The 12,708-nt window shown below is 51.6% G+C and carries 7 protein-coding genes; 3 read left to right on the forward strand and 4 right to left on the reverse strand.

Annotated features, from left to right (window positions below; all coding sequences use genetic code 11):
• Positions 1–71 precede the first annotated feature (71 nt).
• Genes KI362_RS12305 through KI362_RS12315 form a run of 3 tightly spaced genes read left to right on the forward strand, consistent with a single transcriptional unit; the run spans position 72 to position 2,571 of the window.
• Complete coding sequence (locus KI362_RS12305) at positions 72–1,022, forward strand: TIGR01212 family radical SAM protein (RefSeq protein ID WP_301627450.1); 951 nt, start codon at positions 72–74, stop codon at positions 1,020–1,022.
• 2 nt (positions 1,023–1,024) lie between these two features.
• Positions 1,025–1,606 carry a class I SAM-dependent methyltransferase gene (locus KI362_RS12310; RefSeq protein ID WP_301627451.1) on the forward strand — a complete coding sequence of 194 codons (582 nt, stop codon included), beginning with the start codon at positions 1,025–1,027 and terminating at the stop codon, positions 1,604–1,606.
• A gap of 38 nt (positions 1,607–1,644) precedes the next feature.
• Positions 1,645–2,571, forward strand: a complete 927-nt coding sequence (locus tag KI362_RS12315) for an alpha/beta fold hydrolase (protein ID WP_301627452.1) — start codon at positions 1,645–1,647, stop codon at positions 2,569–2,571.
• 397 nt (positions 2,572–2,968) lie between these two features.
• Here the strand turns inward: KI362_RS12315 and KI362_RS12320 are convergent, their stop codons facing one another.
• The 4 genes from KI362_RS12320 to recQ form a co-directional block, all read right to left on the reverse strand.
• Positions 2,969–8,461 carry a HAMP domain-containing protein gene (locus KI362_RS12320; RefSeq protein ID WP_301627453.1) on the reverse strand — a complete coding sequence of 1,831 codons (5,493 nt, stop codon included), beginning with the start codon at positions 8,459–8,461 and terminating at the stop codon, positions 2,969–2,971.
• Between the two features lie 223 nt (positions 8,462–8,684).
• Positions 8,685–8,813, reverse strand: a complete 129-nt coding sequence (locus tag KI362_RS12325; protein WP_199558818.1) for a sporulation protein YjcZ — start codon at positions 8,811–8,813, stop codon at positions 8,685–8,687.
• Between the two features lie 14 nt (positions 8,814–8,827).
• The gene (locus tag KI362_RS12330; RefSeq protein ID WP_301627454.1) at positions 8,828–10,648 is read right to left on the reverse strand and encodes a B12-binding domain-containing radical SAM protein; all 1,821 of its coding nucleotides are present in this window, start codon (positions 10,646–10,648) and stop codon (positions 8,828–8,830) included.
• A 10-nt stretch (positions 10,649–10,658) separates the two neighbouring features.
• Positions 10,659–12,488 carry a DNA helicase RecQ gene (gene recQ, locus KI362_RS12335; protein WP_374705660.1) on the reverse strand — a complete coding sequence of 610 codons (1,830 nt, stop codon included), beginning with the start codon at positions 12,486–12,488 and terminating at the stop codon, positions 10,659–10,661.
• Positions 12,489–12,708: the final 220 nt, after the last annotated feature.

The following is a 12,708-nucleotide window of genomic DNA, read 5'->3' on the forward strand; positions in this document are numbered from 1 at the left end:
TTAGGTTTTCATACTGAAATTTTCTCAAATGTGACAACTATATTACATCCATCATGGACTAAGGAGAAACGATGAGTACATTACAACCTTCCGCCCCTTTATTGTGGAGTGATAAACGGTTTCATACCTGGAACACCGAAATGCGGGAACAATTTGGCGATAAAGTATTTAAAGTCATGCTCGATGCCGGATTCACCTGTCCCAATCGGGACGGCTCCATCGCTAAAGGAGGCTGCACATTTTGCAGCGCCCGCGGCTCCGGCGATTTTGCAGGAAGCCGCCGGGACGACCTGGTGACGCAGTTCAACACAATTCGAGACCGCCAGCATTTGAAATGGCCCCATGCCAAATACATTGGATACTTCCAAGCCTATACCAATACGTATGCCCCGGTGGAGGAATTACGGGAATACTATGAAGCCATCCTGGAGCAGCCGGGTGTCGTAGGTTTATCTATAGCAACCCGCCCGGATTGTCTGCCGGACGATGTCGTCGAATACCTGGCAGAGTTGAACGAGCGCACTTATCTGTGGGTAGAAATGGGACTGCAGTCGATTCATGAGTCAACGTCCACCCTGATTAACCGTGCGCATGATACCCAATGCTATCTGGACGCCGTAGAGAAACTGCGCAAGCATAACATTCGCGTCTGTACCCATATCATTTATGGACTTCCTCAGGAGAGTCATGAAATGATGCTGGAGACCGGCCGGGCCGTCGCCAATATGGATGTGCAAGGAATCAAGATCCATCTGCTCCATCTGATGCGCAAGACCCCGATGGTCAAGCAATATGAAGCGGGCTTGCTTCGTTTCCTGGAGCAGGACGAATATGTGAAATTGATTGTCGATACCCTTGAGTTTCTTCCCCCGGAAATGATTGTGCATCGATTGACGGGCGACGCTCCAAGAGAGCTTCTGATCGGTCCGATGTGGAGTCTTAAGAAATGGGAAGTGCTCAATGCCATCGATGATGAACTGAAGCAGCGCGATACCTGGCAGGGGAAATACTGGAGGGGGTAAGCATGGGGTTTCAATCCGTTCTCAGTTTTGCGCATAAATTGGTCAGTGAGCGCCTGCAGCCGGGAGAGTCCGCTATAGATGCCACGGCCGGCACAGGAGCAGATACCCTTTTCCTCGCAGGAATATGCGGAGCACGCGGCCATGTGTACGCCTTCGACATTCAGCCGCAGGCCCTTCAGCTCACCCAGACCAGACTAGATAAGGAGAGCAAGCTTCGGCTCTCACCTGTTACCTTGCTGTTAAAGAGCCATGCCGATATGGGGGCTGCGCTTCCTCCGGAGACACATGGCAGGATCGGTGCCGTTATGTTCAATTTAGGCTATTTGCCCGCCTCTGGAGCCGATCAAGCCGTGATCACGAGCCCTCACAGTACCATCCCTGCCCTTGAACAGGCTCTTGAGCTGCTCAGGCCAAGAGGCGTCCTAACCGCCGTTCTCTATCCCGGGCATTCCGGCGGACGTGAGGAAGCGGCTATAGTGGAAGCCTGGGCGGCGGCTCTATCGCAAGGCAGGGGACAGGCACTGGTGTATCGCCAACTGCAAAAGCCGGATTCGCCTTACTTGATCGCCGTTGAGAAAAAGTAAGGCTCCATTGTTAACCCGATCTGGAGGGAGTGTCGAGCATGCGGGAAGAAACCTTTACCTTCGCCAACGATACCGGGCATGATGTATTTGTCTATCGCTGGCTGCCTGCGGAGTCTGAACGTATCCGAGGCATGATCCAAATTGCGCATGGAATGAGCGAGACGGCGGCTAGATATCAACGTTTCGCGCTTGCTCTGACTGAGGCAGGCTTTGTCGTCTATGCGAATGATCACCGGGGGCATGGAAAGACAGCCGGAACGCCGGAAGAGCTAGGGTGGCCGGGAGAAGACGGGTTTAACGGCATGGCCCGGGATATGATCTCGTTAGGCTCACTGATCTCTGCACATTACCCAGAATTGCCGCTGTTCCTATTCGGACACAGCATGGGCTCCTTCTTATCCCAGAAAGTCATGTATGTAGCGCCAGAGGCTTATCACGGCTTCCTCCTGTCCGGAACGAACGGCCCCCGGGGTCTCCTGTCCTTTGGACAGCAGCTAGCAACACTTCAGTGCAAGCTTCAAGGATCACAGCATCCAAGTCTATTGATGAACGCCATTACGTTCGGAAGCTTCAACAAGCGGTTCCTGCCGATGAGAACTCCCTTTGACTGGTTGTCCCGGGATGAGGCGGAAGTGGATAAATACATCAATGACCCGATGTGCGGCTTTATCTGCAGCGCGGGCTTCTTCAGCAGCATGTTCGCCCTTCTTCGGGAGATTCACAGGAGCAGCAAGCTCTCCCTTATTCCTAAAGATAAGCCAGTGTACATATTGGGCGGAGACAGTGATCCTGTCGGGCTCTACGGCGCAGGTCCGAAGCGGCTTGCAGAAATGTATGTCCGGCAAGGTATCCGGGATGTGCAGCTCAAGCTGTACGCCGAAGGGCGCCATGAAATGCTGAACGAAATCAACCGCGACGAGGTCACACAGGACTGTATTGAATGGATCAACAAGCATCTGTCATGATCCGTTTTGCTGTAGCTGTTTCTCTTCCCTATTATCGCTGTCGGATATTTTAAACTCGCTAACGGACATATTCTAGACTCTTAGCAGACTTGTTCTCATTATTGGAAGGGGTAACGGACATTTCGGGCGCTTAGGACGCTCAAACGACTCTGGTTCACTCGATTCTACTCTCAAAGCAGCCAAAATGTCCGTTAGACCAAGTATGTACAAAGAAACCGTCTCTTTTTGGTTTATGGTTGGGGGGTACCTCCATTTTCCAGAGAGCGGTTTCTTTTTGTTCGACAAAATGAAAGAGGGTGTCCCTCAGTTCATCTTATGATCACTTTTGGGACACCCTCGCTTCGGAAGCATAAAGCGAACGTTTAGAGCGAACGTTTAGTTGATACAGGATCATTTTTTATTCCGAAGCTTCTGAATCCTCCGTCTCCTGCGGCCGGTCAAGCCAGCTGCGGATCATCGAAAGGAGCTGAGCGCTGTTCACAGGCTTCGTAATATAGTCGGAAGCGCCAGCCTCCAGACAAGCCTCACGGTCCCCTGCCATCGCCTTCGCCGTCAATGCGATAATCGGCAAATCACGGAATTTCGGATTGCTCCGAATTGCCCGCGTTGTCTCATATCCATCCATAATCGGCATCATAATATCCATCAGAACAATTTCGATCTGCGGATGGCTCTCCAGTATTTGGATAGCCTCCTGACCATTCTCAGCAGAAGTGACCTGCATATTGTGGCGCTCCAGAATCGTGGTCAGCGCAAAAATGTTCCGGATATCGTCATCCACAACCAGCACCTGCTTCGACTGGATCATCTCATCGGACTCATGAAGCTTCACCAGCTTCTCCCGGGATTCATCCGGTAGATTCTCAGATACGCTATGCAGGAACAGGCTCACTTCATCCATCATCTGTACTTGATTCTTCACTTCCTTGATGACCGAGAAACGAATCAATTCCTCCAGCCGGGTCTCCTGCTCAGCCGTCCATTTCTGACTACGATATAGAACAATAGGAACTGACTTGTTATGCATCTGCTTATGAATCTCATGGATCAGGTCCAGTGAATCCATATCCTTCAGATCGTTATCCAGCAAGATAGTATCGAAATGCGAGCTTCGAATCTGTCTGAGCGCCTTACGGCCTGTACCTGCCGAGACAATCTCCACATCGCTATGGCCCAGGAACTGAACGCTCTCTTGAAGCTGTTCTCCTTGACCCATTACGATAAGCAGGCGATGTATATTTTTTCGCGAAAATTCCTTAAGCTGATCCAGCTTGCTCTCCAGTTCCTCGCTGTTCACCGGCTTAGAGATGTAATCATACACTCCCTTCTGCCGCAATGGAATCTCTTCCTCCTCCACCGTAATCACACAGATCGGAATATGGCGCACGCTCAGATCATTCTTAAGCTGCTCAATAACCAAGCGTCCGTCAATATCCTTCAGCCGGAGATCAAGAGTAATCGCATGAGGCCGGTATTTCTGCGCCAGTTCCAATGCACCGGTTCCCCGTGGCGTAACCACGGCCTTAATGCCTTTTCGATGTAATATATCCATCAAAATCTCGCAGAACTTCAAATCATCTTCAATGACCAAAAATACAAGATCGCCATCCTCAATATGATCCCTGTCGTCTACGATCACCCGCTCCTCCTTGGCGGCCGAGCTGCGTTTTGGCTCACGCGGCGTCACATCAATGACCTCGGGAACATATTTGGAGGAACCGTCATCCGCTCCTTCCTCCGAGGCTGTCTGCTCATGACCAGGCACATTGCTATATAAAGGCAGATACAAATTAAATACGCTGCCCTTACCCACCACGCTGTATAGTGTGATTTCTCCGCCCAGCAGCGCGGCAATTTCACGGGAGATCGCAAGTCCAAGCCCTGTGCCGCCATATTGGCGGCTGGTGCTGCCGTCAACTTGCTGGAACGCCTCAAAAATAATGGCCTGCTTGTCCACCGGAATCCCAATCCCTGTATCGCTGACGGAGAAGCAAATTACCTCTTTGGCTCGATTCAGCTTCTCGCTGCCTGCTCCCCAGCCGCTTGTCGCTTTGCTGATTTTCAGGAGGATCTGGCCTGCTTCGGTAAATTTGAAAGCATTCGAGAGCAGATTCTTCAGAACCTGCTGCAGCCGCTTCGGATCTGTAACCATTTTCTCAGGCAGCTCGGCCCCTACCTCAATCTCGAAGCTTAGCTTCTTGTCCTCCACCATAGGGAGGAAGCTTCGCTCCAGACTGTCCTTCATCTCGCTGAGCTTTAACTCGCTGTAATCGGCTGTAACCGTGCCGGACTCAATTTTGGATAAATCCAGAATGTCATTAATCAGCTCCAGAAGCTCGATTCCCGCATCCTGAATCGTTCTTGCAAATTTGACCTGCTCCTCGGTCAGATTATGGTCAGAGTTCTCCGACAGCTGCTCTGCCAGCAGAAGCAGAGAATTGAGCGGCGTGCGCAGCTCGTGAGACATGTTAGCTAAAAATTCGGACTTATACCGTGACGTAAGCGCCAACTGCTCCGCCTTTTCTTCTAGAATCCGTCTCGCGATTTCAACCTCGTTGTTCTTGCTCTCCACTTCCGCCTTCTGGAGGACAAGGAGCTTCGCTTTATCCTCCAGCTCCTCGTTCGTCTCCTTCAACTCCAACTGCTGATTCTGAAGCTCTTCCGTCAAGGATTGAGACTGCTTCAGCAATTCCTCTGTGCGACGGTTAGCCTGAAGTGTGTTCATAACGATACCGATCGATTCCGTTAATTGATCCAGGAAGGCCAGATCGATTGGAGTAAACGCCCGGAAGGAAGCCAGCTCCATAACCGCAAGCACCTGATCCTCAAACAGAATCGGAAGCAGTACAATATTTAATGGAGAGGCCTCGCCGAGTCCGGACGAGATCATGACATAATCTTCGGGCACATTGGCAAGCAGAATCCGCTGCTTCTCGATGAGACATTGTCCGATCAACCCTTCACCGGCCCGGAACTGATTCGAGAGATGCTTCCGGTGCTGATAAGCATAGCTGGAAAATAGTGCCAATGTCGGTTCCCCGCCGACCGGCTCATTAATATAAATGACGCCATGCTGCATGGATACCAATGAGGCCAGCTCAGACAGGATCATGCGGCAGACCGCGTTCAGGTCCCGCTGTCCCTGGAGTAACCTGGAGAACTTCGCCAGATTGGTCTTCAGCCAATCCTGCTCCGTATTAATACGTGTCGTCTCCTTCAGATTACGGATCATTTCGTTCACATTATCTTTAAGGATCGCAACCTCGCCCGCAGCCGCCACATCAATGCTTCGGGACAGGTCGCCCTTCGTTACAGCCGTTGCGACGGTTGTGATCGCCCGAACCTGTGAGGTCAGCGTGCTCGCCATGTAATTAACGTTATCCGTCAGATCGCGCCAGGTGCCCGCAGCGCCGGGCACATTAGCCTGACCGCCGAGCTTCCCTTCCGCGCCTACCTCGCGGGCAACGGTAGTAACCTGGTCGGCAAAGGTCGCCAGCGTATCGGTCATATTGTTAATCGTGTCGGTCAATGCCGCGATCTCGCCCTTGGCTTCCACATTCAGCTTCTGCTTTAGATTACCATTCGCTACCGCCGTGACGACCTTGGCGATGCCTCGCACCTGATCCGTCAAGTTGGCCGCCATGAGATTTACATTGTCGGTCAGATCCTTCCAGATCCCGCCAACCCCTCTTACTTGAGCCTGTCCGCCGAGCTTGCCGTCGGTACCGACCTCGCGGGATACCCGGGTCACTTCCGAAGCGAAGGAATTCAACTGATCGACCATTGTGTTGATCGTATTTTTCAGCTCCAGCAGTTCCCCTTTAACATCGACTGTGATCTGCTTGGACAAGTCTCCATTGGCCACCGCCGTCGTCACACCCGCAATGTTCCGCATCTGAATCGTCAGGTTGCTGGTCATCGTATTTACGGTATCGGTAAGATCCTTCCAGGTTCCCGATACATCCTTAACATCCGCCTGCGCCCCGAGCTTCCCCTCGGTTCCGACTTCCCGCGCCACACGCGTCACTTCAGAGGCAAAGAGGCTGAGCTGATCCACCATCGTGTTCATCGTGTTCTTCAGCTCCAGAATTTCTCCCTTGGCATCTACGGTGATCTTCTTGGACAGATCGCCTCTGGCGACAGCTGTCGTAACCTCGGCGATTCCCCGCACCTGGTCGGTCAAATTCCGGGCCATGTTGTTCACGCCCTCTGTCAGATCCCGCCAGGTGCCGCCAACGCCTTTAACCTCAGCCTGTCCGCCAAGCTTGCCCTCGGTACCCACCTCAAGCGCCACACGCGTTACTTCTGAAGCAAAGGTAGACAATTGATCCACCATCGTATTGATCGTGTTTTTCAGCTCCAGAATCTCGCCCTGGACATCCGCCGTAATCTTCTTGGACAAATCTCCATTGGCAACAGCTGTTGTAACTACAGCGATATTGCGCACCTGATTGGTCAGATTCGAAGCCATATAATTGACGCTTTCGGTCAAATCACGCCAGGTACCGGCGACGCCCCGAACTTGAGCCTGACCGCCAAGCATGCCGAGGGTGCCTACCTCTCGGGCAACCCGGGTGACCTCAGAGGCAAAGGTGGATAACTGATCCACCATGATATTGATTGTATTCTTCAATTCCAGAATCTCGCCCTTGGCATTTACGGTAATATGCTTGGACAGGTCGCCCTTGGCGACCGCCGTCGTTACCTCGGCAATATTCCGGACCTGATTCGTCAGGTTCGAAGCCATGTAGTTAACCGTCTCGGTCAAATCACGCCAGGTCCCCGCAACCCCCGTAACCTCGGCCTGCCCGCCCAGAATCCCTTCGGTTCCGACCTCCCGGGCCATTCGGGTAACTTCAGAGGCAAAGGTGGATAGTTGATCGACCATCGTATTGATCGTAATTTTCAATTCCAGAATTTCACCCTGAACATTGGCTGTGATCTTCTTGGAGAGATCCCCGTTTGCAACGGCCGTCGTAACCACCGCGATATTCCGAACCTGATCCGTCAGATTGGAGGCCATGTCATTTACGCTCTCCGTCAGATCGCGCCAGGTGCCGGAGACCCCTTTAACCTCAGCCTGTCCGCCCAGTTTACCTTCAGTTCCGACTTCCCGGGCCACCCGCGTTACTTCAGAGGCAAACATCGACAGCTGATCGACCATCGTATTGATCGTATCCTTCAGCTCCAGGATTTCACCCTTGGCATCTACCTTAATTTGTTTACTCAAGTCTCCGTTTGCCACCGCTGTGGTTACCGCTGCGATGTTACGAACCTGATTCGTTAAATTAGCCGCCATATTATTAACGCTGTCCGTGAGCACCTTCCAGGTGCCGGAGACGCCTTTAACATCAGCTTGTCCGCCAAGCTTGCCTTCGGTTCCGACCTCGTGAGCGACCCGTGTTACCTCGGAGGCGAAGGTGCTGAGCTGATTCACCATGATGTTGATATTGTTCGCTATCCGCAGATATTCTCCCGTTAGCGGCCTGCCCTCAACTTCAACGTCAACCTTTTGGGTCAAGTCCCCCTGAGCCACCGCATTAATGACGCGTGCAACCTCTGCCGTCGGCTGAACCAGATCGCTGACCAGCCGGTTAAGCGCCTCAATGACATGCTCCCAGGAGCCGCCGGTATTCTTATGATTAAATCTTCTGGAAAGCTTGCCTTCCTTGCCCACAATTTCCGATACGGTTGCGATTTCGCTCACCAGGCTCTCCTGCATGTCCATGATCTCGTTGAACGTATCCGCTACCTTTCCGGCAATACCGGTCTTATCATACGGCATTCGAAACGAAAAATCGCCCTTTTTCAGGGCCATCAGCGCATTCAGAAGCTCACCTTCATCAACGCGCTCTGTCGATGCTCCAGGCTTCTTTGACTCTTCCGCCATCCTGATCCTCTCCCGATCTCATCCATTTATGTAGTTCACTCATGCTTGGAATATGCTGAAGAGTTTACAATTTCTGTAACTCCTTGTGCATTTACTCCCACGTAATCATTAGCCAAAGTTTTAGACATTGAATCATCACGAGGTGTATGGACATATTCTCCAAGTAGTATAAAAAAATAATAACGGCCGCCCGGAAATAAGGACGACCGTTTTTCATACTGTATTACAGATAGAATGCTCTGGAAATGATAACAAGGAGAATGAACAATACCAGAATAGCCCCAGTGGAAGTAAATCCTCCCGGGTATCCGCCGCCGCAGCCGACGCCTACTCCTCCTACAACTCCGCCCATTTAAAATTCCTCCTTCAATTTAAGGTATACCCTATAGTATTCCCTGAAGGCCCTCTTGATTGGGCATTTTCCATACTTGGGCCAATGTCGATATAGAAGACATTTGGCTTCTCATCCTTGCCCTGCTGGAGATACAGCACCAGCATCAGCACAGGCACATTGCGCCCGGTCCTATTATCCTCCTGCGGTTTGAGTCGCAGCGGATGGAAAGAAAGCTCCTCGATGACCGCGCACTTTTGCAGTTCCCGCTCATCCAAGCTTAATGCTGCGAAATCGCTGGATACTTCATCCGGATGATGCTCCAGCCATTTGAAATACCCGGACCGAACCTCCTTGGATATCCGGTCCTCCCACCAGATTTTGCGGGGCTTATATTTGTGGCCCAGAAAATAGTCCAGCTTCATTAAACCCAGTACAATCTCCGGCCGTTTCATACCTCGGCTGTTCAAAAAGGCGGACAGTCTGGTGAACAAATCCTCCAATTGATGTCCGATCCGCTGCCAGCCCCGCTCTTCCCAATAATCCCCGAACTCTTGAAAGAAATCGAACGGAGTCTCGAATTCTTCTGTAATCAAATATTCCAGGGTATGATCCATCCGGTGAGCGTTCCAGTACTTCTCCAGCACATCCTCCAATCGCTTCAGAGAGATAATCTCCCCGAACGACATGACATGATTGCTGAGAATCTCATATGGGGCATGCTCCATGTACACATAGCCATACTTGGCCGCCTCTTTGCGAAGCCCCGTTCCCCGGAGCATCTTCAGGAAGCCAAGCTGCAGCTCTTCTGGCCGCATCGCAAACACATCGTTGAAGGTTTTGCGGAAGGTGGCATAATCCTCCTCCGGCAATCCTGCGATTAAATCCAAATGCTGGTCAATCTTTCCGCTCTCCTTGATTTTCATCACGGTGCGGGTCAGCTTGGAGAAGTTCTGTCTGCGCTTCACCAGGGCATTTGTGGGATCATTCGTGGATTGAACGCCAATCTCAAAGCGGAATATCCCCGGCGGCGCATGCTCTGCCAAGTAGTCAAGCACTTCCGGACGCATAATATCCGCCGTAATTTCAAACTGGAATACACAACCCCCATGATTCTGGATCAGAAATTCAAACATTTCCATCGCATAGCTGCGGTTAATATTGAAGGTCCGATCCAGAAATTTGATGGTTTTGGCCCCATGCTCGATTAGATACAAGATATCCGATTTGACCCGTTCAATATCGTAATAGCGCACCCCTACCTCGATACTGGACAGACAGAACTGGCAGCTGAAAGGGCAGCCTCTGCTTGTCTCAAAATAAATGATCCGCTTGCCCAGATCCGGCAAATCCTCCGGGAATCGGTGCGGTGTAGGGAGCGTATTGAGATCGGACTTGGGACGCGGCGGATTGAGGACGACACGCCCTTCCTTCCGATAGGCCGCCCCGAATACGAAATGATACTTCTTCGCACCGGAAATTTCCTGGAGCAAATGATGAAAGGTCTCCTCTCCGTCGCCCATGACAATAAAGTCGACGCCCGGAATCCGGGTCAGCCAATCGTCGGCATCATAGGAAACCTCCGGCCCGCCAAGCACGATAAGTGTATCCGGCAGCACCTTTTTCAGCATTTCTATCACTTTGATCGTCTCTTCCATGTTCCAAATATAACAGGAGAACCCGATTACATCCGGAGATTTGCGATACAGATCCGATACGATATTAAGCACGGGATCCTTAATCGTATACTCCGCCAGCTCGATATCGAACTCATGCCCGCTGTATGCCTTCAATAACCGAATGGCAAGCGAGGTATGAATATATTTGGCATTTAAGGTGGACAAGATGACTTTCATAATTCACAACCTATTCCATATTTTGAAAAAAGTCCAGAAACGGCTTTCCGTATTTCCGGTATTTCACTTCACCGACACCTTTAATCCTCAGCATTTCCGATTCGGACACCGGGCAGACGGCCGACATTTCCCGAAGGGTGGCATCGTTGAAGATAATGTAGGAAGGAACGCGCTCCCGCTCCGCAAGCTCACGCCGGATCAGACGAAGCTGCTCGAATACAGTCTCATTAACGGCCGAGTTCTCATCAATATAGGAACTGCTTCTTCGCCGGGACGACGATCCGCCTGCAGCAGCGCTTTGGCTGCGCGTCGTCTCCTCCAGGGCCCGCAGCATGACTTGCCGCTGTCCCTTCAGCACCTCAGCCGCCGGCTGCTGCAAGCGGACAATGGGGTATTGCCCCTCCGACAAGGCGAGATAGCCTTCGGCAATTAACGCATTGATCAGCTCGGCGATTTCCCGCTCGCTGCGGCGGGGCATCATCCCGTAGGTGGGCAAAGTATCAAATCCGTATTGCAGCACCTTCTTGTTCCGGGAACCCTTGAGTACAGAGGCAACCAGGGATACCCCGAATCTTTCTCTCATTCTATGAATGCAGGAGAAGACGATCTGAGCATCTCTGGTCATGTCGACAAGCTCCCGCTCATCCCGGCAAGAGCTACAAATTCCACAAGGCGTGCGATCATGACGCTCGCCAAAATAATCCAGCATCCCCCAGCGCAAGCAATTTGGAGAGTAGCAGTACTCCACCATCTGCTGCAGCTTGCGGTAATCATTATGCTTGCGTTCACCGTCCTGCGGATTCTGCTCAATCAGAAACTTTTGAGTCATAATATCCTGCGGACTGAACAGCAGAATACACTCGCTAGGCTCACCGTCCCGACCTGCACGACCGGCTTCCTGTACATAGGCCTCCATATTTTTCGGCATGTTGTAGTGGATCACATAGCGAACGTTGGACTTGTCAATCCCCATTCCGAAGGCATTCGTAGCCACCATGACCCGAATATCATCATAAAGAAAAGCCTCTTGGCTGCTATCCCGTTCCTGGTCGGACAAGCCTGCATGATAACGGCCAGCAGGGATCCCGGATTGCCGCAGCCGCTCATACAGATCATCCACATCCTTGCGCGTCGCCGCATAGATAATCCCGGGCTGATGCGCATGTGACGCCGCATAATTCAGGATGTAATTCCGTTTATCCTCTCCCCGAAGCACCGACATAGCGAGATTATCGCGCCCAAGTCCTGTGATGAATACCGAAGGCTGCCGCAGCTGGAGCAATGTAACCATATCCTCCTGCACCTCCGGTGTAGCCGTAGCGGTAAAGGCAGCAAGTATAGGGCGGCGCGGCAGACTGTTCACAAAAGGAGCCACCGCCAGATAGCTTGTCCGGAAATCATGCCCCCATTGGGATACGCAGTGTGCTTCATCCACCGCCACGCATGCGATGCTGACAGACGCCATTTCCTCTCTGAACCAGTCCAGCTCCAGCCGCTCGGGCGCAACGTACAGCAGCTTCAGCCCTCCCTGTCTTGCAGCGCGAATCCGCTCATTAACCTCTTTGCCTGAAAGGGTGCTGTTGATGTACGCAGCAGGAATCCCCGCGGTTATCAAAGCATCCACCTGGTCCTTCATTAAGGAAATGAGCGGAGAAATAACCAATGTCAATCCTTCATAGATCAAGGCAGGAATCTGGTAGCAGATCGATTTCCCGCCTCCGGTCGGCATAATGCCCAGTGTATCTGCCCCCTGCAGCATACTGGATACAATCCTCCGCTGCCCTTCGCGGAAATCCGGATATCCGTAATATTTCTGCAGCAGTTGCTGTGCTTGTTCCATCGTTACAGTTTGTGTGTTCACGTTCTCATAGCTCCTTGCCCTTTGTTCGGAATCCTATATACATGAAGTTCCATTAAATAACCAATTCAATATCATTATATAACTTTATCCGAAGAAGAGGGAGAAATGCTAAATGATCTTTTCATATGAAGCATTAAGGGGCGCTGAGGAACATGGTCTTGTCTGTCGGTTCATGATATAGTATTGTCGGATCAAATTC

The sequence above is a fragment of the Paenibacillus apis genome, from assembly GCF_018333295.1.
Taxonomy (GTDB): domain Bacteria; phylum Bacillota; class Bacilli; order Paenibacillales; family Paenibacillaceae; genus Fontibacillus; species Fontibacillus antibioticophila.

What these genes read in the sequence shown, in the direction of transcription:
- KI362_RS12325 (WP_199558818.1), bottom strand. Translation starts at nt 8,813, where the DNA reads ATGGGCGGAGTTGTAGGAGGAGTAGGCGTCGGCTGCGGCGGCGGATAC.
- recQ (WP_374705660.1), bottom strand. Translation starts at nt 12,488, where the DNA reads ATGGAACAAGCACAGCAACTGCTGCAGAAATATTACGGATATCCGGAT.
- KI362_RS12320 (WP_301627453.1), bottom strand. Translation starts at nt 8,461, where the DNA reads ATGGCGGAAGAGTCAAAGAAGCCTGGAGCATCGACAGAGCGCGTTGAT.
- KI362_RS12315 (WP_301627452.1), top strand. Translation starts at nt 1,645, where the DNA reads ATGCGGGAAGAAACCTTTACCTTCGCCAACGATACCGGGCATGATGTA.
- KI362_RS12305 (WP_301627450.1), top strand. Translation starts at nt 72, where the DNA reads ATGAGTACATTACAACCTTCCGCCCCTTTATTGTGGAGTGATAAACGG.
- KI362_RS12310 (WP_301627451.1), top strand. Translation starts at nt 1,025, where the DNA reads ATGGGGTTTCAATCCGTTCTCAGTTTTGCGCATAAATTGGTCAGTGAG.
- KI362_RS12330 (WP_301627454.1), bottom strand. Translation starts at nt 10,648, where the DNA reads ATGAAAGTCATCTTGTCCACCTTAAATGCCAAATATATTCATACCTCG.